At 69.7% G+C, this 25026-nt stretch carries 21 protein-coding genes; 6 read left to right on the plus strand and 15 right to left on the minus strand.

What is annotated here, in order from left to right:
* Positions 1–26: 26 nt before the first annotated feature.
* The 8 genes from IEV93_RS16520 to IEV93_RS16555 form a co-directional block, all read right to left on the minus strand.
* The gene (locus IEV93_RS16520) at positions 27–3560 is read right to left on the minus strand and encodes an AMP-binding protein (protein WP_188491047.1); all 3534 of its coding nucleotides are present in this window, start codon (positions 3558–3560) and stop codon (positions 27–29) included.
* 124 nt (positions 3561–3684) lie between these two features.
* Positions 3685–5373 carry a substrate-binding domain-containing protein gene (locus tag IEV93_RS16525; protein ID WP_188491048.1) on the minus strand — a complete coding sequence of 563 codons (1689 nt, stop codon included), beginning with the start codon at positions 5371–5373 and terminating at the stop codon, positions 3685–3687.
* A gap of 125 nt (positions 5374–5498) precedes the next feature.
* Positions 5499–5939, minus strand: a complete 441-nt coding sequence (locus IEV93_RS16530) for a type II toxin-antitoxin system Rv0910 family toxin (RefSeq protein ID WP_188491049.1) — start codon at positions 5937–5939, stop codon at positions 5499–5501.
* Positions 5940–5984: 45 nt separating this feature from the next.
* Positions 5985–6902, minus strand: coding sequence for a 3-hydroxyacyl-CoA dehydrogenase NAD-binding domain-containing protein (locus IEV93_RS16535; protein WP_188491050.1), 918 nt, complete (start codon positions 6900–6902; stop codon positions 5985–5987).
* On the minus strand, positions 6899–7810 hold the full coding sequence (locus IEV93_RS16540) for a hypothetical protein (RefSeq protein ID WP_188491051.1): 912 nt from the start codon (positions 7808–7810) through the stop codon (positions 6899–6901). The genes IEV93_RS16535 and IEV93_RS16540 overlap by 4 nt, the downstream gene beginning before the upstream one ends.
* Positions 7811–7820: 10 nt before the next feature.
* Positions 7821–9008: an acyl-CoA dehydrogenase family protein gene (locus tag IEV93_RS16545; protein WP_188491052.1), complete on the minus strand. Its 1188-nt coding sequence runs from the start codon at positions 9006–9008 to the stop codon at positions 7821–7823.
* A 69-nt stretch (positions 9009–9077) separates the two neighbouring features.
* The gene (locus tag IEV93_RS16550) at positions 9078–10250 is read right to left on the minus strand and encodes an acyl-CoA dehydrogenase family protein (protein ID WP_188491053.1); all 1173 of its coding nucleotides are present in this window, start codon (positions 10248–10250) and stop codon (positions 9078–9080) included.
* 46 nt (positions 10251–10296) lie between these two features.
* Positions 10297–11523 carry a CaiB/BaiF CoA transferase family protein gene (locus IEV93_RS16555; protein WP_188491054.1) on the minus strand — a complete coding sequence of 409 codons (1227 nt, stop codon included), beginning with the start codon at positions 11521–11523 and terminating at the stop codon, positions 10297–10299.
* Positions 11524–11626: 103 nt separating this feature from the next.
* Between IEV93_RS16555 and IEV93_RS16560 the strand changes: the two genes are divergently transcribed.
* Complete coding sequence (locus IEV93_RS16560; RefSeq protein ID WP_229705318.1) at positions 11627–12505, plus strand: LysR family transcriptional regulator; 879 nt, start codon at positions 11627–11629, stop codon at positions 12503–12505.
* Between the two features lie 141 nt (positions 12506–12646).
* On the opposite strand, the gene IEV93_RS16565 is transcribed toward IEV93_RS16560, so the two are convergent.
* The 4 genes from IEV93_RS16565 to IEV93_RS16575 all read right to left on the minus strand — a co-directional run bounded on the left by IEV93_RS16565 (position 12647) and on the right by IEV93_RS16575 (position 15350).
* Positions 12647–13756 (minus strand): lipase family protein, encoded by a 1110-nt coding sequence (locus tag IEV93_RS16565; RefSeq protein ID WP_188491056.1) that lies wholly within the window; start codon positions 13754–13756, stop codon positions 12647–12649.
* The gene (locus IEV93_RS22610) at positions 13749–13871 is read right to left on the minus strand and encodes a hypothetical protein (protein WP_268237504.1); all 123 of its coding nucleotides are present in this window, start codon (positions 13869–13871) and stop codon (positions 13749–13751) included. Before IEV93_RS22610 ends, IEV93_RS16565 begins: the two co-directional genes overlap by 8 nt.
* Positions 13872–13950: 79 nt before the next feature.
* Positions 13951–14130, minus strand: a complete 180-nt coding sequence (locus IEV93_RS16570) for an antitoxin (protein ID WP_188491057.1) — start codon at positions 14128–14130, stop codon at positions 13951–13953.
* Positions 14131–14219: 89 nt separating this feature from the next.
* Positions 14220–15350 (minus strand): MBL fold metallo-hydrolase, encoded by a 1131-nt coding sequence (locus IEV93_RS16575; protein WP_229705247.1) that lies wholly within the window; start codon positions 15348–15350, stop codon positions 14220–14222.
* Positions 15351–15472: 122 nt separating this feature from the next.
* Here IEV93_RS16575 and IEV93_RS16580 point away from each other — a divergent pair, with 122 nt between their 5' ends.
* Positions 15473–16657: a thiolase family protein gene (locus tag IEV93_RS16580; RefSeq protein ID WP_188491059.1), complete on the plus strand. Its 1185-nt coding sequence runs from the start codon at positions 15473–15475 to the stop codon at positions 16655–16657.
* Here the strand turns inward: IEV93_RS16580 and IEV93_RS16585 are convergent.
* Positions 16654–17307, minus strand: a complete 654-nt coding sequence (locus tag IEV93_RS16585; RefSeq protein ID WP_188491060.1) for an SDR family oxidoreductase — start codon at positions 17305–17307, stop codon at positions 16654–16656. The two genes, IEV93_RS16580 and IEV93_RS16585, sit on opposite strands and share 4 nt — an antisense overlap.
* A gap of 189 nt (positions 17308–17496) precedes the next feature.
* Here IEV93_RS16585 and IEV93_RS16590 point away from each other — a divergent pair, with 189 nt between their 5' ends.
* The 4 genes from IEV93_RS16590 (at position 17497) to IEV93_RS16605 (ending at position 20963) form a co-directional block, all read left to right on the plus strand.
* The gene (locus IEV93_RS16590; protein WP_188491061.1) at positions 17497–18387 is read left to right on the plus strand and encodes an SGNH/GDSL hydrolase family protein; all 891 of its coding nucleotides are present in this window, start codon (positions 17497–17499) and stop codon (positions 18385–18387) included.
* A gap of 123 nt (positions 18388–18510) precedes the next feature.
* Positions 18511–19707, plus strand: a complete 1197-nt coding sequence (locus IEV93_RS16595; protein ID WP_188491062.1) for a cytochrome P450 — start codon at positions 18511–18513, stop codon at positions 19705–19707.
* Positions 19704–19958, plus strand: coding sequence for a ferredoxin (locus tag IEV93_RS16600; protein WP_229705248.1), 255 nt, complete (start codon positions 19704–19706; stop codon positions 19956–19958). Before IEV93_RS16595 ends, IEV93_RS16600 begins: the two co-directional genes overlap by 4 nt.
* Positions 19959–20066: 108 nt before the next feature.
* Complete coding sequence (locus tag IEV93_RS16605) at positions 20067–20963, plus strand: SGNH/GDSL hydrolase family protein (protein ID WP_188491063.1); 897 nt, start codon at positions 20067–20069, stop codon at positions 20961–20963.
* Positions 20964–20983: 20 nt separating this feature from the next.
* Here IEV93_RS16605 and IEV93_RS16610 read toward each other — a convergent pair whose 3' ends face one another.
* Positions 20984–23194: an FUSC family protein gene (locus IEV93_RS16610; protein WP_188491064.1), complete on the minus strand. Its 2211-nt coding sequence runs from the start codon at positions 23192–23194 to the stop codon at positions 20984–20986.
* A gap of 42 nt (positions 23195–23236) precedes the next feature.
* The gene (locus IEV93_RS16615) at positions 23237–24952 is read right to left on the minus strand and encodes a metallophosphoesterase (protein WP_188491065.1); all 1716 of its coding nucleotides are present in this window, start codon (positions 24950–24952) and stop codon (positions 23237–23239) included.
* Positions 24953–25026 lie beyond the last annotated feature (74 nt).

The following is a 25026-nucleotide window of genomic DNA, read 5'->3' on the forward strand; positions in this document are numbered from 1 at the left end:
ACAGGGTCGTTGCGGGAGAGTGCGGTTCAGGCGAAGCTGTCGCTGCGACCGAGGTAGGTCAGGCGACCGTCGGCTGACATCGTGACGATGTCTCCGGTCCGGTAGAGAATCGAGCCGGCGCGGTCATTCCCGAGATGCGCGGGGGTGGCGACGAACCGTGTGGCGGTCAGCGCAGCACTGCCCAGGAACCCCCGCGCGAGAGCCGGCCCGGTGACGTAGAGCTCGCCGGGCGTGCCCGCGGGGACCGGACGCAGGTCGTGGTCGAGGACGACGAGTCCGGTCGCGGCGTCGGGATCGCCCAGGGCGGTGAGCACCCGACGATCCGGGGCGGTCCACCGGCCGATCAACTCGGGGGTGCTGCGCCCCTGCCCGGCCACCATGACACGCAGATCCGGTAAGCCGTTCGGCGACAGTGATTCCGCCGTGGCGACGTCGAGGAACGCATGGGTGATCGCGTCGCCGCGCAGAACGCGGACGAGGTCGTCGGCGCGGTCGCGGGCGGCGTCGGTGGCGATGATCATCCGCGCGCCGGTCGAGATGGCCAGCAGCACCTCGAGAACCGGTATCGGCCCGTCGCCCGACGTCGCGTGCAGCGTGCGCGAGAACCGGTCGACGCCGCACCGCCTGCGCTGTTCGTCGGCGATCATCGACAACACCCGGTGCGACACCGCGACACCCCGCACGGGCGCCCCGTCGGCGGCGCTGTAGGCGACGTACGCGAGGTGGTCGACGTCGAGTCGCGCGTGTCGGGCGGTGTCGCGGATGGGCCGGACGCTGAGGCACGCGACCACCGTGCGATAGCTCGCACCGTCCATCGACATCCATCGGACGGTGCCCGCAGCGGGCGACATGTCCTGCGCGGTCGCGGCATCGACGAATCCGAACCGGACCCGAGAGTCGGCGATCACCTGGCGCACGACCGGATCGACACCGCGACCGGTCACCGCACGCGGTTCGATCGTGACGAAGGCCGCCCCGCTCTTGACCGCCGCCCAGATGGCGATCAGGGCGTCGAGACCACGTGGCAGCGCCACGGCGACAACATCTTCGGGCCCGACGTCACAGGCGATGAGCAACCGGGCCCACTGGTTCGACCGCCGGTCGAGCTCCCGGAAGGTGATCGACGTCCGGTCGGCACCGTCGTCGACGACCGCGGCCACGGCGTCGGGATCGGTGCCCGCCACGACGGCGACCATCTCGGCCAGGGTGCGCGGCGGCGTGGCGACCGACTCCGCATCCGGTGCGATCGGCGCGAGACGGTCGGTGTCGACGTAGGAGATGCTGCCGTCCGGTCGCCGCAGAGCCGCGGCACCGGTGCGGACCATGCGCGCACCGGGACGGAACGGGTTGGCGACGAAACGATCCGCGCTCGCGCCGGGGTCGGAGACGTATCCGCGCGCGATCTGATCGCCGGCGACGTACACCTCGCCGATCGCACCGACCGGCAGCGGGCGCAGGAACGCGTCGAGCACGTAGACGGCGGTGTTCCACACCGGCCGTCCGGCGGTGCCGTCCGACGTCTCGGCCGTGCCCCGACGGGGTAGCACCCCGAACGCGGTCTCGGCCGGTCCGGACAGGACGGACTCCACCGCCGGTGCGCAGGTGAGGTCGATGGTCGCACCGACGGCCAACGGCAGCAACGCGTTCCACAGCCATTCGGTGGTGGGGACGGCGCCGAGACACATCTGCTCGGCGGCCGTCGGCGAACGGTGCGCCTGGAGCCACTGCAGCCGGTTGGCGACCGCGCGATGGGTGAGCACAACACCGGCACCGTCGTCGCCGAACGCGATCCAGACGGGGTTGCCGAGGTGGCCGGGCGCGTTGAGTTCGCTCGCCGAGATCGGGTCGTCGGGAACCTCGTCGAGTTCGGCGGCGTCGAGCGGGATCGCCTCGACCCACGGGGGGATCGCGTCGTAGCCGGTGGCCGAGGTGGGTTCGCCGGGCCACACAGCGTCGTCGGCGTCCCCGACGACGTCGTCGAGGACACGATCGGTGACCACGCACATGGGTCGGGCGCCGGCTATCCGGTGCGCGATGGTGGTCGCGGGGTGCGTGGGGTCCAGGGGCAGTACCGCACCGCCGGCACGCAGGACCGCGAGCATCGCGGTGATCCCGGCGACGCGGTCGGCGGTCATCACACCGACCACGCTCTCCGGACCCACCCCGGCGGCCAGCAGCACCCGGGTCAGTTGGTTGGCGCGGCAGTCGAGTTCACCGTGCGTGAGCACGTCGACGGGTGCGCCGTCGCCGGTCACGGCGGCCCGGTCGTGGTCGCGCGCCATTCCCATCTCGATGAGCTCGGTGACCGTCGCCGGGGGCATCAGGACGTCGGTCGCGTTGGGTTCGTCGACGACCTCGATGTGCTCGGCCATGCTGATCACATCGAGCGTGGCGAGCCGGGTCGTCGCCGACGCAGCGATGAACCGGGACAGGTAGTCGAGGAAACGGGCGTGGTGCGCGCGCAGTTCCGCGCGAAGGTAACGGTCGGGATGAGCTTCGAGGTCCACCCGGATCCGCTCGTCGCGCGATTCGTAGACGTTGACGCGCAGGTCGTCGATCGGTCCGCCGCACAGGACGAACACGTCGCCGTCGACATCGGCGAAACGCACCGGACCGAGGGACGGGATCACGTTGACGACCGGCCCCTGGCCCGCCGGTGCCGCGGCGAGCAGTTCGCGCAGCGGGTGGTTGCGCCAACCGGCGCTGTGCGCGCGGGCCTCGTCGATACGTGAGCCGGTCGCGGCGACGGCATCGGCGACGGTGGTGTGCGGGGTCGCGGCCAGGCGCAGCGGGAGGGTCACGGCGGTGGGGGCGCGATCGGCGGTGGGGGCGCGATCGGCGGTGGGCGCGACGATCGCCGGGAGACCGATCAGGACCTCATCCGAGCGGCACAGTCCGGTCACGTATCCGGCGACCGCGGCGACGACGATCGTCTCGACTCGGGCACCCGCGGCGGCGGCGGCCGATCGCAGCTCGCCGGAGGCCGACACCGACATGGTGCGCGTCTCGGTCAGCACCGACGACGATCCGGCGGTCGACGGAGCGGGGTGCGGCCGGTGCGACAGGCTCGTCGGCGCCGGGATCGGGTCGAGGTCGGTGGTCCAGAAGTCCAGGGCGGCGGCGGGGATGTCGCGGTGTGTCGGACGCCTGCGTGCGCTCTCCCGACGCGGGGCGTCGCCGTTCACCCGGGCGCTGTAGGCGACGGCGAGGTGGTGGAGCAGCCGCACGCCCGGGGACCCGTCGGCGGTGGTTGGCCGCCCGCTCAGGTGCAGGATCTGGGCGCCGGGGCCGATGTCGATGAGGTGGGCGGCGATGTCCGGGGCGGCGCCCGCGACGACGTGGTCGAACGACTCCATCCACCGCACCGCGGCCGCACGGGGTCGGTCCTGTGCACTCAGATCGAGGGTGTCGAGGGTGATGATCGGGGCCGCGGCGCTCGGGGTCGCGCCGACCCGCGTGACCACATCGCGCAGGGCCGCGGTGAGCGCGTCCCGGTCGAGGGTGCCGTCGAGCTCGACGTAGACCGCGACGTGAGCGGTGTCTGCTGCCAGGGTGGGCACGCGTTTCCCTCCTCGTCGGCACTCGATCGATATCCGGTGTTCGCTCGGTGGCGAGAACCTGTTACCGGGAGTACTTCGTAGTGGGGCGGCGCGTGGATTGGTCCCGCTCAGCGAGGCGGGGCGGTCACCGTCCGGCCGCGGCGACGCGGGCCTGGACGGCGTCGATCAGAACGGTCGGGATGTCACGCGGATCCTGTGCCACGTAGCTGGTCCCGCCGGGTGTCGCCTCGGCGATCTGCTTGAGGGCGTCGGTGTCGGCGTCGTCGGAGATGCCGATGGTCAGGACCAACACCGGACGTGCCGGGTCCTGCAGTTTCTTCAGACGATCGAGCAGGGTCTGCAGGCTGACGCTTCCGGGATCCTCGTTGCGACCGTCGGTGAGGATGATGACGCTGTTCGAGTAGTTCGGGTCGTAGCTGTCCTGCACCTTCTGGAAGGCGGCCAGGGTGGTGTCGTACAACCCGGTACCACCGCCGACGTACTGGCGGTAGTCGTCGGCGCGCTTGTTCAGGAACTGCCGCTGGGTCTGCCCGTCGGGCCGGACGGAGTCCTCGCGGGCGATCGGGGCGATCTCCACCCAGTCCTGGCCGGGACCGCCCTTGTCGATGGAGAAATACCACATGCCGATCTCGGTGTTGTTCGGGAACAGCTTGTTGCCGGTGAGCGCGGCCTGCACCAGCAGGTCGGCGCGCGTGGTGTCACCGACCGCCTCGTCCATCGACCCCGACACGTCCATGGCGACCAGCGTGCGGATCGGCACGGCGAGCACCGACCACTGACGAAGCGTCTTCTCCTCCTGCGACGGATCCTTCAACACGATCCTGTTCACCTGGCCCACCCCGACGCCGGTCAGCGGTGTGGCCGCGGGGTCGCGGTAACCGGCGGCGTTGAGGGCGGTGGTCCCGGCCTGCGAGCGGAGCGCCTGCGCGAACTCCTCCCCCGCGGTGCGGGCGACGTCGCGCTTGGCTGCGGCCGCGGTGACGAGCATCGGGTAGTCGAGCAGCGTCGTGCCCGCCGTCGGGATCGTCGCGGTGAGCTTCGTCGTCGGATTCGCGCGCGCGAACGACACGAACTCCTGCTCGGTGGTGACGACCGGGGTGGCCGAGGCGTTGGCCAGCGCCAGCCGGTTGGCCTCGCTGTCGTCGTCGGCGCGCAGGTTGCCCTGCTGGATGGCGAGGATCGTCATCGCGTCGCTCATTTCCTTGGCGGTGAGCGTCCCCTTCTCGACCGCGGCGAGCGCACCGACGATCGGGGCGTCACCGGTGGACGAGTCCAGCGGGCTGCCGATGCGCAGGTTGGGCAGCTTCATCACCTCGACCCAGTTCGTCAGCGCGGGCACCGCGGTCCCCGCGACCACGGCCGGCGACGTCGCGACCGATGGGACGACGATGTCGGTGGGGACGCCGACCTGTGTGGTGACGGTGGTCGCGCGGCCGGTCGAGTCGGCCACCCACAGATCGGGCGCCTGGTCGCCACGGGTCAGTTCCCCGGGGATCCGGGCACCCGAGGCGGCCGCGATGGCGAAGTCGTAGCAGGAGTCCGCCGACGCTTGTGGCGCAACGGCTTTGAGCGCCGAGGTCATGGACGGATCGGCGGCGATGGAGATGTCGGTGCGCGTGGCGCAGTCGGGTCCGCTGTCACGCAGGACCGTCGCCCACACGACACCACCGGCGACGAGCGCCGCGACGACCACGAGGGCGAGGACCACCCATCCGCGGCGGCGGCGGCGTCGGGTGTCCCCCCGGGCGGTGTCGTGGCGAGTGCCCGACGGGGCCCCGTCGGCGGACGATCCGTCGGCGGTGTGCCGTCCCATGTCTCCCCTGTCGTCGTCGCACCGGAAAACTGTGCGGTATCGACCGGATCCTAGTGCACGGGGCTATCCGGCGAGGACCTGCTGAAACTCCGCCGTGGATGCGCAGAAGTCGTAGTGCAGGGACGTCACTCGGCGAAGACCTGCGTGAACTTGGCCAGCGACGCGTGCAGGTCCGAATGGACCAGTTTCGCGGCGGCCTTGCCCGCGGGGCCGATCATCGGCAGACCACCGAGGTCGAGGTCGAACTTCACCGTCGATCCGGAGCCCGACTCGGTCACCGCGAGGGTGAGGTCGACCTTCACCCCGCCCTTGCCCTTGCCCTTCAGGCTCACCTGCTTCGGGGGATCGAACTTGTCGACGGTCCACTCGAACCGCACGCGGGTGCCCTTGACCGCCACGACCGACGAGATCTTGAGGCCCTTCTTCAGGTCCTCGGACTTCGGGACGTCGCTGCGCCATCCGTCGTGGATGGTCAGCCACTCGTCGAAGCGGGAGAGGTCGGACACGTACTTCCACGCGACGTCGGGGGTAAGGGGGACGTCGACACTGTCGCTCACTGAGGCCATGCGCTCACCATATTCGGTCGAGCGCCATCGGCCGGTGGCGGTATCTCAGCGCGTCGTGGATTCCCCGTCGGTGTCGGCGAGTGCGGCGAGAACGGCCCGGGTGCGTCGGTCGCGGCGAGCAGCGAGTTCGGCGTAGACCTCCTCGCCGGTCCCGTAGGTCGCCTCGACCGCGTCGACGAGTCGTTCCATGGCGTCGGGGTCGGTCGCCGGGACACCGGGTTCGATGCCGCCGGTCTGCGCACCGACACCCGCGAGCAGGTGTCGGATACCGCCCGGCCCGCCGCCGAGGACGTTGCCCTCGAACAGGCCGATGGTGGCCCACCGCAGGCCGAGCGAGTTTCGCAGGATGGTGTCGAGGTCGGCGGGCGAGACGACCCCCGTCTGCACCAGATAGCGCGCCTCACGGGAGATGGCCGCCTGCAGCCGGTTCGCGACGAACCCGGGTAGCTCCGTGCCGATGACGACGGGCTCCCGGTCCAGTGCGCGATAGAGCGCGACGGCGCCGTCGGTGGTCGTCGACGCCGTGCGCGTCCCGGGCAGGACCTCCACCAGCGGCATCAGCTCGGGCGGGTTGAAGGGGTGCCCGACGAGCACCCGCGCCGCGACGTCGGCGTCGAGGTCCACGGCGATCTCCGAGGCGGTGATCGACGAGCTCGAGGTCGCCAGCACGGCGTCGCCGCGGGCGGCCGCACCGATGTCTGCGAACAGTTGCTGTTTCATCGGCAGGCGTTCGGGGCCGTTCTCCTGCACCAGATCTGCGTCGGAGACGGCGTCGGCGAGGTCGGCAGCGGCGCGCACGGTTGCCGAATCCGGGAAGGCGGCGGCCACGATCTCGGCGAGGTCGGGTCGGGGGTCGGTGATCGCCACGGTCCAGCCGTGGGCGTCGGCCAGACGGGCCCAGGACAGTCCGATGACGCCGGCGCCGACGATCGCGATGGTCGGTGTGGTGTTCTCCGCGTTCATGATCCGATCCCCACGATCCCGGTGAAGGCACTGCCCGGAACCGACGCGACGACACGTTCGGCGGGCGCATCGGAGCGGGTGGGCACCGCGCGAACGGTGCCGTCGAGCGCGGTCACGTAGGCGATTCCGGCGTCGGTGTCGACGGCGAGGCCGATGGCCTCGGCGAAATCGTCGGCCAGGATGGTCGGTGTGGGCGCGGTGGTCCCGGCTTCCGGGACCTGTGCGCAGTTGAGGGTGTTGCCGCGCGGGGCAGCCCCTCGATCGGTCCAGAACAGGGTGTCCGATGCTGCGTCGATCCACAGGTCGATGGGCTCGGGCAGACCCGACCACAGGGTCTCGATGTCGGTGCGGGACTCCGCGGTCTCGCCGTCGGGGATGTCGATGCCGGCGCGGAAGATCCGCCCGGCGTCGCCCTTCGACGGCCCCTTCTGCGTCCAGTAGAGCAGGCCGGCGGTCGCGTCGACGGCGATCCCGACGCACTGGTCCTCGATCGCCACGAGCCCGGTCGCCGGATCACGCTTCGTGACAATCAGATCGATGAGATCGGTCCCGTCGAGCCGCGATCGGCTGACGCGGCCGCCCTCACGGTCACACCAGTAGAGGAATCCGCCGGCGATCGCGAGTTGCTTGCCGGTCGTGATGTCTCCGTCGGCGACGACGGTGGTGACGTCGGTGCCGTCGACCCGCGCCGATCGGAGGCCACCGTTGCGCTCGGTGAAATCCGCTTCCGACGCGCCACGACGGGGACGACCCATCAGGGTCCACCAGATGCGGTCACCCGCAGGGTCCGAGACGATGCCGTCGGGGGCCGAACCGGTCTCGGCGACCACGGTGCTCACCGTGCCGTCGAGATCGATCCGGCGCACAGCGGCGCCCACGATGTCGAGAACCAACAGATGGTTGAACATGATCGACCTCTCAGGCGTGGACGGCATCGGCGTTGTTGAGCAGCGCGCTCGGTGCTCGCAGGACGGTGTCGGAGGCGACGGCGCGTCGGCGTGCGGCCGACACCCCACCGAAGCCGGCGGTGAGGCCGATGAGACGCGCCGCGTGGTGGCCGACCTCGGACTCGTAGGTCATGCCGATGCCGCCGTGCAGCTGGATGATCTCCTCGGCGACCGTGGTGGCTGCGTCGCAGACGTAGACGAACGCGTCGTCGGCGGTCTCGCGGAGGTCGACACCCTCCGTGTTCTCGGCGGTGACCGCCTCGGCGACGGCGGTGGCCCGCAGCGCCATCGACCGGGCGAGCTCGACCTGCGCGTAGAGGTCGGCGGCGCGGTGCACGAGCGCCTGGAACGACGACAGCGGGACGCCGAACTGCTTGCGGCTCTTGAGGTAGTCGACCGTCTGGGTCAGACCGGCCTCCATCAGTCCGATCGCCTCACCGGTGACGGCGATCCGGGCCTGGGCGAACGCGGAGTGCAGGGCGCCCACCACATCGGACTGCTCCGGGGTGTCGCCGAGCAGGACCGCCGGGGTCTGCTCGAAGGCGACCTGCGAGGCGTGTGTCCAGTCGCTGGTGCGGCCGTCGGTGCGGGTGATGCCCGCGGAGTCGGAGTCGACGATCACCACATGGGTCCTACCGTCGGTGTCGGTGACGGTCACCAGCAGCTTCTGGGCCTGGTCAGCGTGCAGCACCGGCGATTTCACACCGCTCACGGTCGCGGTTCCGTCGTCGTGCACCGTCACGGTGACCGCGGGGGCGGCGTCCCACGCGCGGGTGGGTTCGGCGTGTGCGACAGCCACGGTGAACTCGCCCGCGGCGAGCGCACCGAGGAGTTCCTTGGCCTGCGTGGGGGTTCCGAGCGCGGCGATCAGCCAGGCGGGCAGCACCACGCCGTCGAGCAGCGGCTCGGTGGCGGCGTGGCGACCGATGGCCTCGAGGGTGGCGTAGAGCTCCACCGGTCCGGCGCCGGAGCCGCCGTGCTCGTCGGCGATGGTCAGCCCGATCAGGCCCATCTCGGCGAGGGTGTCCCAGACACGTTGATTCCAGCCGAGTTCGGTGGACGTGGCGGCTGCGCGGCCGCCGGTGCCGTAGTCACGTCCGACTGCGGCGTGCACGGTGTCGAAGAGTAGTTGTTGGTCGTCGTTCAGATCGAGGTTCATGGTGGTGACCCCTTCCATGGAGTGGGTGGAGTGGTCGTCGGGCCGGGGTGGTCTACAGACCCACATTGGTCAGAGATTCAGGATGGTTTTGGCGATGACGCCGCGCTGGATCTCGTTAGAGCCACCGAAGATCGACAGCTTGCGCAGGTTCAGGTACTGGGTGGCCGAGGCGGTCGCGGCCTCGTCGGCCTGCAGCGGACCGTCGGTGTGCACCAGGGCCGCGTCGGTTCCGGCGGCGGTCATCCGCAGACGGGTCAGTTCCTGCAGCGTGCGCGTGCCCTCGAGCTTGAGCAACGACGACACCGGGCTGGCGGCACCGTTCTCCGAGGCGCCGGTCACGCGCAGCTGGGTGGCCTCCAGGGCGAGCAGCTTGGTCTTGATCGCGTGCATGGAACCGCGGAACGCCGCGTCCTGCGCGAGTGCCCCGGTTCCGGTCGGCGTCGTCTGCGCGCTCGCCGCGAGATCGGCGAAGACGCGCTGGGCGGTACCGACATGCGCGATGCTGTTCCGCTCGTTGCCGAGCAGGAACTTGGCGTAGGTCCAGCCCATGTTCTCCTCCCCGACGAGGTTCTCGGCGGGGATGACGACGTTGTCGAAGAAGAATTCGTTGACCTCCGCGCTGCCGTCGACCAGGGTGATCGGTCGGCGCTCGATTCCGGGTGTGGTCAGGTCGAGGAGCAGGAACGAGATGCCCTGCTGTTTGCGGGCGGCCTCGGGGTTCGTCCGGGCGAGGACGAACATCCAGTCCCCATACTGCCCGAGAGTGGTCCAGGTCTTCTGCCCGTTGAGGACGTAGACGTCGCCGTCACGCCGTGCGGTGGTCTTGAGCGAGGCGAGGTCGGAGCCGGCCTCGGGCTCGGAAAAGCCCTGTGACCACCAGATGTCCAGGTTCGCGGTCGCAGGCAGGAACTTCTGCTTCTGCTCCTCACTGCCGAACTCGGCGATGATCGGGCCGACCATCGACACGTTGAACGCGAGCGGTTGCGGCACGGCCGCGCGCTGCAGTTCCGATCCGTAGATGTGCGACTGCGTCGCGGTCCAGCCCTTACCGCCCCACTGCGCGGGCCAGTGCGGCACGGCGAGACCGTGGCGGTTGAGGATGCGCTGGCTGGTGACGATGTCGTCGTGGGTGGTCTGGTTCAGTGCGCTGCGGCGGCGGATGTCGGCGGGCACCTCGTCGAGGAACACCTCGCGCAGGTGATCGCGGAATTCGATGTCGGCACTCGAGAGTTCGAGGTCCATGGCGGTTCTCCTTCGTGAATTACGGCGAACGGGTCGGCGGCGGGGTTCAGGCGGTCGCGGGGGTACGGACCGCGTCGAGCACCTCGTCGGTGCTGGCTCCCGCGCGCTCCGCGTGCCGGTAGAAGCCGGTCGGGGTCTGCGAGAGGTGCAGGGGGTTGGCCACCACGCGGATGGTGCCCTCGGTGGGGTGTTCCATCTCGGTGATGAGTCCGACCTCCCGGACGTACGGGTCCTGCGGCAGGTCGGCGATGTCGACCACCAGGCCGTAGGGCATGTCGTTGGCGGTGAGGTACTCCTCCCACTCCGCGGTCGTCTTGGCGGTCGAGTGGGCGAGGACCTTCTCGATGCCCGCGGTGAACGTCGGGCGGTCGATGGTCGGCGACAGCCACGCGGGATCGGCGGCGTCCTCGGTCAGCCCGGCGCCGATGAGCAGCTTGCGCACGGCCTCGTTGGTGTAGGGCACCGCGGCGATGGCGCCACCGTCGGCGGTGCGCATGGCGGCGTGGGCGCCGGTGAGACTCAACGGGTTCCCGACATCGCCGGCGGCGGGGACGAAGACGTCGCCGGCCATGTGCTCGACCATGTTCACCGCGATCATCGCGTCGGCCATGGCGAGCTGCACGTGCTGGCCCTGCCCGGTCCGTAGCTGGTGGTACAGCGCGGCGAGGACACCGTTGAGCAGGTACAGGCCCGCGGTCTTGTCGGCGATGAAGGTCGGCATGAACTGCAGCGAGCCGCCTGCGCGGTCCTGCAGGCTGACCAACCCGGACACGGCCTGGATGACCTCGTCGTAGGCGGGGCGGTTGCCCTGCGACGAGGTGGGTGCGAAGCCCTGCGCGTGTGCGTAGACGAGGTGCGGGAAGCGCTCGTGCAATGCGTCGTAACCGAGCCCGAGGCGGTCGAGCGCGGCGGCGCGCATGTTGGTCACGAGCACGTCGGCGTCGGCGAGCAGCGCGAACAGGTCCTCGAGCCCCTTCGGGTCCTTGAGGTTGATCGCGACGCTGCGCTTGTTGCGGTTGACCTGCATGTAGAGCGGGGCCATGCCGGGGTTGCGACCGGTGTTGGCCGGTGACTGCCGGGCGGTGTCGAAGGGCGGCTCGATGCGGATCACGTCGGCGCCGAAATCGCCGAGGATCTGGGTCGCGTACGGGCCCATCACGACGGTGGAGATGTCGATGACGGTGACTCCGGCGAGGGGACCGGCGTTCTGCGCGGTGGTGCCGGCCGTGGTGGCGGTGTCTGCTGTGTTGCTCGTGGCTTCCGTGTTGCTCATGTCTTCGACGGTAGGTCGTTACCGGGAGTAAGGGAATTACCGACTGACTCAGATCGGTGTGTCCACAGCGATAACACCAGGGCTACGCTGCTCAGCTGTGGAGATGCATCACCTGCGGTACTTCCTGGCCGTCGCCCGTGAACTGAACTTCACGCGCGCGGCCCGGTCGCTGAACATGTCGGTGCCACCGCTCAGTCAGCGCATCCGGACGCTCGAACACGAACTCGGCACTCCCCTGTTCGAACGGTCGACGCATCACACCAAGCTGACCCCGGCGGGCGAGGCGCTGCTTCCGCTGGCGTCGTCCGTGGTCGCCGACTTCGACGCCATCCCCACCCTCATCGGACCCGAGATCGGTCGCACCGACGTCCGACTTGCCGTCCCCGATGTCCTCAACCCCCGGCACCGTCGCGCACTGACCGACGCGATCCGCGGCCTCGACGCGTCGTTCTCGTTCACCATCCGACAGATGCCGTCGCTGCAGATGGAGTCGGCGTTGCTGAGCAGTTCCATCGACATCGCCATCGCGCACGTGGGCACCACCGACGAACGGCTGTCGACGCGGGTGCTCTACAGCGAGCCGCTCGGGGCCGTGGTCGACGCGACCCGGTTCCCCGGCCGGACGTCGCTGTCGATGGCCGACCTGCGGGGACTGCGCTACATCCAGGGGCCTCGTCACTGGGATCTCGGCGCCGGTCGTACCGATCGGCTGGCCGCCGCGGGCGCGGTGGTCGATGCCGGGGCGAGCTTCACCGACACCAGCGGGTTGCTGTTGTTCCTGCGCAGCACCGCGGCGTTCACGATCGTGCCATTGGAGTCGGAGGCGGTGCTGTCGGTGGACCGCGCCGAGTACGCGGTGCTGCCCGTCGACGACATGGACGAGTCGTTGACCACCTACCTGGTGCGCCGTGTCGCCGACACCTGGCTCGATCCGGTGGTCGCCGTTCTCGGCCGCACCCACCACGACCCCGACCCCGCCTGACCCCGCCAGTTGGGCACGTAAACACCCCAGTTGGGCACATAAGTACGCCAGTTGGGCACGTAAGTCCGTTGGTTGGGCAGTCGATGCCCAATCAGCGCACGTACGTGCCCAACTGATGGGTTTACGTGCCCAACTGGCGTATCAGCGCGAGCAGGTGGAGGGCGCGGGATCGCCCGCGAAGCGGTTGCCGATCCAGGCGATCGCGCTCGGCGTCAGTCCGGTGTTGGTGTGGCCCTTGCCCTGCGCCACCGACAGCGACAGCGTGTCGCCCATCGCGCAGGCTCGGCGGACGGCGGCCGCGGTCCACGCCGGGGTGATGATCTGATCGGCGTCGCCGTACCCGACGAACAGCGGTCCGGCCGAACGTCGTTGGGGCAGCGAGTCGACGAGGAGCATGTCATGGAGTCGTCGTAACGCATCGGCCGAGGCGATGGTCGCATCACCCGGCTGGACCTTGGTGATGGCGGAGAACTTCCGGAACGAGCTGCCCGGGCCGCAGGACGTCAGGTCGGATGCGCCCGCCGCCAACGCCCCACGCATGTAGTCGCTCACCGGGAAATCGGGGTACACCGCACGCAGACCGTCGACGATGAGTGGGATGAACGCCATCTGGATCTGCGTGAACCGCGGTGCGACATAGGGTTGCGCATCGGCGCCGTCGGCGATGGGCGCGACATCGGCGGCCGGGGCGAGGGCTGCGGCGCCGACGAACTCGAGGCCGGTTCCGTAGTCGGTCGCGTGTTCGGCTGATGCCCACGCGGCCTGGCCGCCCTGGGAGCTACCGATCGCGGCCCATCGGGTTCCCGCCTGCGGCACCATCTCTCGGGCGGCGCGCACCATGTCGATCATGTTGTAGGCGATGGTCCGCGAGTTCAGGTACGGATGCGGGACGTCGGACTCACCGAGGCCCTGATAATCCGACGCGGCGACGACGTAACCGTCGTCGAGCAGCGTTGCGACGGTGGAGGTCTCACCGAGCAGGTCCGGATACCCGGATGGCCCGCAGTTCGATGCGGTGCCGGTGGTGCCGTGACCGAACGCGACGATCGGCCATCCACCCGGCGGAGGGGTTCCCGACGGCACCGCCACGTATCCCGACACGCGGGTACCGAAGCTGCCGGTCGGGTCACCCGGCGCGTATCCGGCTGTCGAGCGGTAGACCACACGCGAGATGTTCTCGCCGGCCAGACGGCCGTCGGGATCGACCGTCAGAGGCGATCGTTCGAGGATCTCACCGCGCGCGTCACCCACCGGGGCCGGCGGCAACGACGACGACGCGGAGGACGAGGGCCCAGAGGACGACTGCCCCGGCGACGATCGGCCGCCCGACGAGTCCGACGAACCGGTCGGCGCGGATGTCGAACATCCGAGCGCCAGGGCCGCGATCATCGCGACGATGACCGCCGACGCCGGACGCGCCGACCGGTTGCCGATGATGGGTGTGCCTACTTCGGCTGGTCGCCCAGCTTGCGGGCTGCGTCCTTGGCGGCGTCGCGACCCTTGTTCACCTGGCTGGTGTACTTGCCCTTGGTCGCCTTGTCGACGGCCTGAGCACCCTTGTCGATGTACTGCGAGTTCTTGCTGATGGCCGTCTTGGCCTTGTTGGCGAGCTGCTTGAAATCCATGTCGACCCCTGTTCGTCGTGGTGGTGTTCGGTTGGTCGCCAGTCTAGCCGCGCGGGCGACATGTCCGATTTCGCGACGACCACCGGAACTCAGCCGACGTCCTCCCACCAGGTCTGATCGGCGATCCCCGGCCCGGTTCGGGCGACGACGTCGATCCGCGCCCCCGGCGCCGGCGTCGCGACCTCAGCGGATGCGGCGTCGGCGGCGGTGAGCATGCGGGTCACCGGCTCGTCCCACGGATGTATCGCGAGATTGAACGTCGCCCAGTGGATGGGCACCATCAGCGAGTCCGACAGCGACGACCCGGCGAGAAAACGGTGCAGCTGCACACCCTCCTCGGGGTTGACATGGATGTCGGGCCACAACTCCCCGTACGCCCCGATGGGGACCAGCGTGAGCTCGTAGGGTCCGGTCCTCTGGGCCGAGTCGGCATAGGCCTCGGTGAAGCCGGTGTCGCCGGTGAAGAACGCGTCGTGCGACGGTCCGTGGATGCCCCAGCTGGCCCACTGGGTGAGGTTGCGGACCAGTCCGCGACCCGAGAAGTGCCGCGCCGGAAGGCAGTCGAAGGTCAGGTCGAGGTGGGTGACCTGACCACCCCAGTCGCTCTCGGAGATGCGGCCCGCCTTGATACCCCAGTACTCCAGGTGTGCGCCGACACCGACCGGGGCGACGAAGTGCGCGTCGGGCTGACGCCGCGCGATCTCGACAACCGTCGCCATGTCGAGGTGGTCGTAGTGGTCGTGACTGAGCAGCACGACGTCGATCGGGGGCAGGTCGGCCGCCGTGCACGGCGCGCGATGCAGTCGCGCCGGGCCGACCACCTGCGACGGCGAACACCGTTTGGAGAGCACGGGATCGGTGAGCACCCGCCTGCCGTCGATCTCGATGAGCGAAGTCGCGTGGCCCAGCCACGTCACCGCGAGCGCGCCGACGGTGGTCTCGAAGTGCGGGGTGCGCACCGGAACGATGCCCCGGGGCTGACCCCGACGGCGCTCACGCAGCATGTCGCGGGTGTTGCCCGCACTCGGGGTGATCGGTGACGCCGGTTCTCGGTTCGCGAAGGATCCGTCGGTCTGGTTCGGCGAGGACGCGATGTGCGGCGCGATCGCCTCCGGCGAGGCCCCGAACGCCCGGCCCGCCGGTACCCCCGTCGCGGCCAGACCCGAGGTGAAGGCTCCGACGGTGCTGGTTGCTGCATTGGCAGCGAGTTTTCGGATCACTCTCGTCACAGTACTGACGATGGGTCGCCGATCCGACCACGGTTTCGGTCCGCCGACGCGGGAATCATCGCGTCGCGAACCTGGTTGACTATGTATGGCAATAGTCAGACTCTGGAGGTCTCATGACACGCTCATCGATCACCGACGCCGTCATCGTCGGCGCCGTCCGCACCCCCATCGGCAAGGGCAAGGCGAACGGGGCGCTGCACGGCGTACACCCGGTCGACATGCTGGCGCACAGCCTGCGCACCCTCGTCGAACGCACCGGCATCGACCCCGCCCTCATCGACGACGTCATCACCGGCACCGTCACACAGGCCGACGAACAGGGCCAGAACATCGCGCGCAACGCCGTGTTGGCCGCCGGGTTCGACGAGTCGGTACCCGCGACGACCGTCAACCGACAGTGCGGATCGAGTCAGCAGGCCATCTCGTTCGCCGCCCAGGGCGTGATGTCCGGTGCGTACGACGTGGTCGTCGCAGCGGGCGTCGAGTCCATGGGCCGCGTGCCGATGATGTCCGACGTCCGCCCGGGCGCCGAACCGTTCGGCGTCGACCTCGCGGCGCGCTACCCCGACGGCTTCATCCCACAGGGGTACAGCGCGGAACTGATCGCCTCGCGGTGGGGCCTGAGCCGGACCCAGCTCGACGAGTTCGCGCTGTCCAGCCATGAGAAGGCGGTCGCGGCCACCAAGGACGGTCGGTTCGCCGCCGAACTCGCCCCGCTCGCCGGTCTCGACCACGACGAGATGATCCGCCCCGGTGGATCGTTGGAGTCGTTGGCGGGGCTGCGGTCGGCGTTCTACGACGAGACGATCGCACGGCGTTTCCCCGAGATCGGCTGGGACATCACCGCCGCCAACTCGAGTCCACTCTCCGACGGCAGCGCCGCGGTCCTGATCACCTCGTCGGAGACCGCGCGGCGACTCGGCCTGACCCCGCTGGCGCGCATCCACACGACCACCGTCGTCGGATCCGACCCGATCCTGATGCTCACCGGGGTCATCCCGGCCACCGAGAAGGTGCTGGCCAAGGCCGGTCTCACCATCGCCGACATCGACCTGTTCGAGGTCAACGAGGCGTTCAGTCCCGTGGTACTGGCCTGGGCGCACGACACCGGCGCCGACCTGGCGCGCACGAACGTCAACGGCGGGGCCATCGCGCTCGGGCATCCACTCGGCGCGAGCGGCGCACGCATCATGACCACGCTCGTCAACGCCCTGCACCAGACCGGCGGTAAGTACGGCCTGCAGACGATGTGCGAGGCGGGCGGTCAGGCCAACGCCACGATCATCGAACGGCTCTAGCTGCTGAGTGCCTGCGCGATGGGGGTGTCGCCGTCGGTGAACTCGATCATCTGACCGATGGTCGCGGGCGTCGCGAGTGCCGCGACGATCACGGCGGCGACATTCGCGCGGCTGGTCTTCGTCTCGCGGTCGGCGCCCTGCGCCTTGGTGACGATGGACCCGGATCCGGCCTCGTCGGACAGGGAGCTGGGGCCCACGATGGTCCAGTCCAGATCGCTGGCGCGCAGGTACTGGTCGGCGTCGCCCTTGGCTTCGGCGTAGGCGTAGAACGAATCTTCCGGCGACACACCGTGATCGACCGAGGCGCCGTAGTAGGACACCAGGATGAAGCGCTTGATCGAGTTGGCCGACGCGGCATCGATGCAGCGGATCGCGGCGTCGCGGTCGACGGCGAAGGTGCGATCGGCGTCTCCGCCACCGGCACCGGCGGCGAAGATGACGGCGTCGTGTCCGGCGATGGTCTCGATGATCTCCTCGGTCGACTGGTGCTCGACGTCGGCGACCACGGGAACCGCACCCGTGCCGGTGATGTCATCGGACTGGTCGGGATTGCGGATCAACGAGCTCACCTGGTGACCGTCGTCGACCAGCAGACGCGCGGCCTGCAGTGCGATCTTTCCGTGGCCTCCGACGATGGCGATGCTTGACATGTCCACTCCTCACTCCGCGGCGTACCGGCGGTGTGGTCTGCGTTCCGGCCGTTCATTCACCGGGTGTGTTCCAACGCTAGCAAGCAGCCACTTCGTGCCGATCGAGCAGCCACTGGCGCTTTGGCCAACGATGGTTCATTATCAGCCGGTGCTCGACTGTCGATCACAAATTCGTGAGTTGAGGCACCGATGCGTGTGTGGACCCTGGTCGGCGCGTGCGCCGGTCGTCTCCTCGTCCTGATCGTCACCACCGTTGCTGCGATGGGACTCGCCGTCGCCGCACCCGCGCACGCCGCCGACGGGGCCGGAGTCCGTTATGTCGCACTGGGTGATTCGCGTGCGGCCGGTCCCACGATCACGTCGTCGTTCAACGCCGACGGGTGCGGCCGCTCCGGCGGCGGCTACCCGGAACGGGTCGCCCGCGCACTGAGGCCGGCATCCTTCACCGACGTCGCCTGCGTAGGTGCGAAGACCGCGGATGTCGTCGACAGTCCGCAGCGCACCTCGCTTCCCGTCGCACGTACGGTCTCCGTCCAGGCCGACGCGTTGCGTCGCGACACCGACCTCGTGACCCTGTCCATCGGCGGCAACGACATCGGCTGGGGCGGTCTGATCAGCCCCTGCTTCGGCCTGTCCCCGCAGACCGATGTGCACTGCCGCTCCGACTCGGCTCTCCGCGCGCAGATGACGGCCCGCTTCGCCGCGCTGAGCGTCTCGGTCGACCACGTGCTGCGTGTCATCTCCGAACGCTCCCCCAACGCGCGGGTGTTCGTCGTCGGGCACGGCGGCTACTACGGTCTGCGCGGGTGCTTCCCGGATGCGAACCTGAGCGCCGCCGACGCCCCGTTCGTCCGTGACTTCTTCCGTCGCTTCGACGCGGTGCTCTCCGGTTCCGCGCGGCGCCACGGCGCCACCTTCGTCGACATCGCCGGCCCCGCTGCCGGCCACGACGCCTGCGCCCCGGACTCGCAGCGCTGGTTCACCGGGCAGCTGCCCCGAGGCAACGGACTGCCCAATCACCCGACCCAGCTCGGCAACGCCGCGATGGCACGTCTCGTCCTCGCCGCCATCGCGCGCTGACCCGATGTGTCCTGGCGCACAGGGCGACGGTCCGCTACATTCGTTTGTGGTGCTAAGCAACCCCTGAACATCGGTCAATGAAGCCGCGTGCAAAGCAGCAGCCGAAAGAATGCGAGGAACGCGATGACACCGTCCCTGGATCCGACACCCGAAGTTGTCGACTACCCGTTCAACCGGCCCGACAACCTCGAGCTCGCCGGCGAGTACGCCGCGATCCGACAGGGTCCCGGCCTGGCCCGCGTCCGACTCCCCTTCGGCGAGATCGGTTGGCTGGCAACGCGGTACGCCGACGCCCGAACGGTACTGGCCGACCCCCGGTTCAGCCGTGCGGAATCGGTGACCCATGACGAGCCGCGGATGCGCGAGGGCAGGCAGACCGGCGGGATCCTCTCGGTCGACCCACCCGATCACACCCGTCTGCGGGTGCTGGTGGCCAAGGCGTTCACGGTCAAGCGCATCGAGGCGCTGCGGCCCACGGTGAAGCAGCTGTGCCAGAAGCTCATCGACGATGCGGTGGCCGACGGCGCCCCCACCGACATCGTCGATCGATTCGCGCTCCCCCTGCCGGTGCAGGTCATCTGCGAGCTGCTCGGGGTCCCCACCTCCGACCGCCCGCGGTTCCGGGCGTGGAGCGACGCCGCCCTGTCGACCACGTCGATGACCGCCGACGAATACCAGGCCAGCCGCGAGGAGTTCCGCGACTACATGCGCGGGCTGCTGGCGATCAAGCGCGAGACGCCCACCGACGACCTGATGACCGCGCTGGTCGCCGCCCGTGACGAGGGCGACAAGCTGACCGAACTCGAGCTCATCGACCTGTGCAACGGGATCCTGGTGGCCGGCCACGAGACCACCGCATCGCAGATCCCCAACTTCGTTCTGTATCTGCTCGGCCGGGAGGGCAGTTGGCGACGACTGCACGACGAGCCGGACCTGATCCCGGCGGCCGTCGAGGAGCTGATGCGTCTCGTTCCACTCGGCCTCGGAGGCGGTCAGGCGCGGTACGCGACCGAAGACGTCGTCCTCGGTGACGTCACGGTGCGCGCGGGTGAGCCGGTGCTGGTCGCGATCGCCGCCGCGAACCGCGATCCCGAGGTGTTCGACGACCCGGAGACGTTCGACCTCGAGCGTGGACGCACCCCGCACATCGGGTTCGGGCACGGCGCCCACCACTGCCTCGGGGCCGCGCTCGCCCGACTCGAGTTACAGGAGGCCCTGCTGGCGTTGACCCGGAATTTCCCGGATCTCGCGGTCACCGAGGTGGACTGGAAGACCGAGATGGTCGTCCGGGGACCCAAGAAGATGATGATCACGTGGTGAGCGCGCAGTCGACCGGTTCGGCCGACGCCACTGGTGACGGGCGGTGGTCGGTGCAGGTCGGTGAACACTGCATCGGATCGGGCATGTGCGTCGCACTCGACCCCGAGCACTTCTCACTGGAGAACGGTCGGGCCCGCGCCGAGGGGGCTCAGGTCGCGCCCGATCAGCGCTACCTCGACGCCGCCGACACCTGCCCGGCCGCGGCGATCACCGTGACCGACGCCGACGGGACCGAGTTGGCCCCGACCTGACCGGCGGCGATGCCCCGTCCCGGCGCGCCGGGGGCCCCTCGTGCGCCGGGATGGGTCATCATGGGCACGAATCCTTCTGCCGAGAACCGAGCGAAACGAGGACGTCCGATGCGTTGGTGGCGCCCCCGCGCACACGCACCCTTCCACCGCGTCGGAGCGTTCGTCGTCATCGCCGCGAGCGCGATTGCGATGGGCGCGACCGGCCCGGCGTCGGCCGCGCAGGGCGATCCCCCGATCCACTACGTCGCGCTCGGTGATTCGCGCGCCGCCGGGCCAACCGTCGGTTCACAATTCGCCGACGAGGGATGTGGCCGGACCTCGAACGGGTATCCCAGCCTCATCGCCGCCGCTCTGGCACCCGCGTCGTTCACCGACGTCGCGTGCGGTGGTGCGACCACGGCCGATGTCGTCGACCGCGATCAGATCACCAATCCGCCGGTGCGCAAACGCGTTCCGGTGCAGTCGTCGGCCCTGCGCCCCGACACCACCCTCGTCACGCTCTCGATCGGCGGTAACGACCTGCGGTGGCGGGGACTGCTGACCCCGTGCTTCGGTACGCCCACCTCCGGGGACCGGTTCTGCCGCGACGACCCGACCATCCGCTCGACGATGGAGTCGAGGTTCGTCACGCTGGCGTCGGCGACAGACCGTGTGCTGCAGGTCATCCGGCAGCGCTCGCCGATCGCACGGATCGTCGTGGTCGGTCACGGCGGGTACTTCGGCCTGCAGGGCTGCTCCCCGGACGCCCGGCTCAGCGCCGGTGACGCGACGTTCGTCCGCTCGTTCTTCGACCGCTTCGACAACGTGCTGGCCGGTTCGGCACTACGGAACAACGCCACCTACGTCGATGTGGCCGCGGCCGCCGAAGGCCATGACGCATGTGCGACCGCGGGCGAGCGGTGGTTCACCGGGTCGGTGCGACGCGCGCAGACTCCTCCCAACCATCCGACCCCGGCCGGCAGTGCCGCGATGGCCCGGTTGGTGCTGGCCGCACTCGGCGCCTGACGACGCCACCGGAGGAGAGCTCAGACGGGGACTCGGGTGAGCGCGGCCGCGTGGTCGAGTCGGTCGAGTGCCCGCACCGCGACCCGCGTGGCCGTCGAGAGTTCTTCCGGGTCACGGTTCATCAGCTCCACCACGGGTGAATCGTCGGCGAGCACGCCGTCGTAGACGTCGGTGTCGCCGCGCACCACCGACCGCAGCGAGTCCACCGCGGCCCGCACCTCCTGGGCCCCGCGACGCAACCCCTCGGCCAGGTCTCCGGTGGGACCGCCGTCGTGTTCGGCGTTGGCCGCCAACATCCCCGCCCGCGCGAGCGCGTGGGCGGCACGGTCGCAGGCCTCGAGGACACGGACCAGTCGTGCCGTGCCCCGCCGCGCCCGACTCGTCGGACCCATCCCCAGCGGCTTGGCCGAGGTCTGCAGTTCCTGCAGGGCGGTGTCGAGCCGCCGCGACAACGGCACCAGGTCCACGCCGGAGCCCGGTTCGAGCACCGAGTCGATCGACTCGGCGATGACCTCGTCGAGGGTGTCGAGATAGGTGTCGACCTTCTCGCGCACGGTTTCCCGGGTGCGGATGGGGAGGATGAAGTACGCCGCACCGATACCCACGGCGGCGCCCACGCAGGTCTCGGCGATCCGCAGTTCGAGCACCGCCACGCTGAACGTGCCGAGCAGTCCGTAGAGCATGGCCAGCAGCACGGTGACGAAGAAGACGAGCAGTCCGTTGGCGATGGTCACCAGGTAGAAGGCACAGAAGACGCAGACCACGATCAGCGCGAGCTGAAGCGGCGGTCGGTGTCCGACGAGCGCCGCGAGCACCACCCCGGCGAACACCCCGGCGACGGTGCCGACGATCCGGTGTCCGGCCCGGGTGAGGATCTCACCGCGCGTGGAGGTTCCGGTGAACACCACGAACGCCGAGAGCACCGCCCAGTACCACCGGTTCGGTGACACCAACTCCCCCAGGACCGTCGCCACCGATGTCGCGATGGCCACCTGGATCGCCGCCCGGGTGCTGGGCCGTAGCCGCGCGACCGCGTCGGTGAGCCACCACCACCGTCCGCACCGGCCGGTGTCGGGGGGCGGGGCGTCGGGGTCGTCTGCAGTCTCGGTTGCGGCGTCATCCGGCGGCTCGGGGGTGGGCTCCCGGGTCCAGCCCAGTGCGGGCAGCGTGCCGATCCGATGGTGTGTCGGCTCGGGTGGGGTGAGTGCGTGCGCGGTCACGCGGTGTACGGCGATGTGCGCCCGCACCACCCGGGCGGCCGAGCGGATCGCGATGGTCGTCTGGTCGCTGCCGGTCGTCGAGGCGTCGGCGGCCATCGCGGTGCGTCGCAGCGACCGCAGATCGTCCTCGGTGGGGTGGTTGCGCAACGCGCCCCGGACCGCGGCCATGACCTCGTCCACCGTGGGGTTCCAGTTGACGGGGTCGAAGGCACGCAGAGCGAACGCGAGTTGTTCGGTGGCCTGCTGGGCGTCGAAGACGCGTCGGGAGAGGTCGTTGCCGGTCACCGAGAGGTGCGCCGAGGCCACGTTGCGGTCGAGCCAGTCCTCGATCATCAGCGCGGTGTTGGCGAGTCGTTCCAGGACGTGGCGCATCCCCTCCGGGTCGGGGACGGCGCCGGTCGCGTCCGGCGTCACCGCGTCGACCACCGCCAGCGACGACGCCCTCAGCGACTTGGTGAGCCGACTCAGTTCGGCGCCCGCCCACTCGTGTTGGAAGGCGAAACGCACCACCAGCGACGAGGCGACCCCGAGCGCGATCGCCAGCGCCAACACCGGGATCTGCGACGGGGTGGCGCGCAGGAACAACGAGAAGAAGTAGGCGATGAACGACGCCATCCCGAGCGCGAACCCGCGCGGACCGAAGCGGCGCACGTAGACCGCGGTGAACAACACCGCCACGAAGCCGACGTCGGCGATCACCCCGTACTGCGTCAGCACGGCGGCCAGGGTCACCGCGGCGATCGCGGGCAGCGTGATCATCGCCGTGGTCAGCAGGCGTGCGTGCGCGGTGCGGTCCTTGACGACGAACGAGGAGAACATCGCCACCACCGACCCCAACATCGCGACGGTGATCGGTTGGCCCAGAGCGCGTGTGGTGACCACCAGCACGAGCAGGGCCAGCACGAGGGTCAGCGTGGTCTGGCTCGCGCTGCGCAGTCGGAGGGCACCCGGGTCGGACACGACGAGAAATCGTGCAGCGCGATCGGCCGACGCGCGCAGGGACACCTCCATGAGAACCCAGCTTACGGCGGTGGCGCCGTCCGGATCACCGTGTCAGGACCCGAACGGGATGCCACCGATCTCGATCGCGCGGGTGAAGGTGAGCTTGTCGAATTCGCGTCCGTATTCGTCGATGGCGGAGATGTCCATCCGGCTGCGGGTCAGGCCCGGGATGCCCGGTGTGACGTCGATGCTGATGAACGAGTAGTTGCGGAAACGCACCCGCGACCACTCGACGCTCTCGGCCTTCTTCTGACCGTCCGGGGTCCACACGTAGCTGTTGGGCACCGTGTTGTCCTTGACGACGTTGCCGCGGTAGCTCTCCGATTCGCCGGGCTGGAAGCCGTAGCGCGGACGCCCGCCACCGCCGACGGTGTAGTAGACGGTGCCGTCGGTCTTGGCCGACACCGTCGAGCGGTCGGGAGCGGCCTTGCGCGGCTGGTTGTTCCGGATCGGGTCGGTGCGCTCGAAGATGTGGTTGTGCGCCTGGAAGACGGCGTCGACCTGGTACTGGTCGAACAGCTTGCTCCACGCCGCGCGGACTCCGCCGTCGCTGGCGTGCGAGTCGGTCGTCGAGTACGCGCAGTGGTGGAAGAAGCAGACGATGAAGTCGATGTTCGGGTCGGCGCGGAACTTCGCCAGCGAGCTCGCGACCCAGCTGTTCTGACGTCCGCCGCTGTAGCCGGTGTTCGCGGTGATCTCGTAGGAGACGTCGTTGGCGTCGAGGGAGAGGACGGCGACGTTGCCGTAGACGACCGAGTACACCGACGGGCATCCCGCGGGGCCGTTGGACGGCTGGTCGAGGCGCTTGGCGTGTCCGCCGTAACCGTTGGGCGAGTACAGCGCCTCCATGTCGTGGTTGCCGGTGGCGAACATCCACGGGGTGCGCGACGCCGACTTCTCGATCGCGGCGAAGTAGCCGTCCCACACGTAGGGGTTGAACTTGTCGAACCCGGACGGCGCGCTGCCGCTGGGGACGAAGTTCGGCGGCTTGCCCGCACCCGAGGGATCCGCGTAGGCGATGTCGCCGGCGAGGATGTGGAACGCGCCGTTGCGGGCCGCGATCTGGTTGACGATGTTGGCGGCGTGCTTGACCGACGGCTGGTTGTCGGCCTTGTAGTACAGGTCGTCGTAGTCGCCGGCCTTGAGTCCGGCGGGCTTCGAGGGGGTCTCGTCGACGCCCTGGTCGCCCATCATCGTGAACCGGAACGGTGCGCTGCGTCCGCGACCGAGGGCCGGTGCGGCGCTGCGGACGTCGGTGACGTGACCGTCGGAGGTACGCCAGCGGTAGAAGTGCGGCAACCGTGACGGCAGACCGTCGACCGGGGCGTGCACGTAGAACTGCTCGGCGCCGAGGATGCCCCCGGAGCTGATGGGCACCTGGCTGATCAGGTTGCGCACCTCGGCGACGGTGGTGGCACCGAGCGCCGGTGTCGGGCCGTGGTCGAGGAACACCTTGGCGCTGCCCGGGTTACGCGAGAGCTGCGCGGAGAACCGGAGCTGGCTCGCGGCGTCGGAGCCGAACGAGACGTGTCGACCGCCGACGGCAAGCGGGGCGTCGGCGGCGTAGGCGATGCCGGAGAACGCGAGGTTCCCGACGCCGGCGGCGGCCGCCGCGGCTGCACTGCCCGCGAGGAAGTTACGGCGCGACACCGCGTGCCGCTTGAGGTTCCCGACGTGCCAGTCGTGCTGCTCGGCGGTGGTCATCTGCGCGGCCACCGAACGGGGAATTCCGGTGTCGACGGTCTCGCCTAAAGGATTCACGGGCATGCATCAAAGATCACGGCATCAGCCCGGCAGCCGGGTGATCGGCACGTGTCCGTTCGGTGAACGGCGCCTGAATG

The sequence above is a fragment of the Williamsia phyllosphaerae genome (assembly GCF_014635305.1).
Taxonomy (GTDB): Bacteria; Actinomycetota; Actinomycetes; order Mycobacteriales; family Mycobacteriaceae; genus Williamsia_A; species Williamsia_A phyllosphaerae.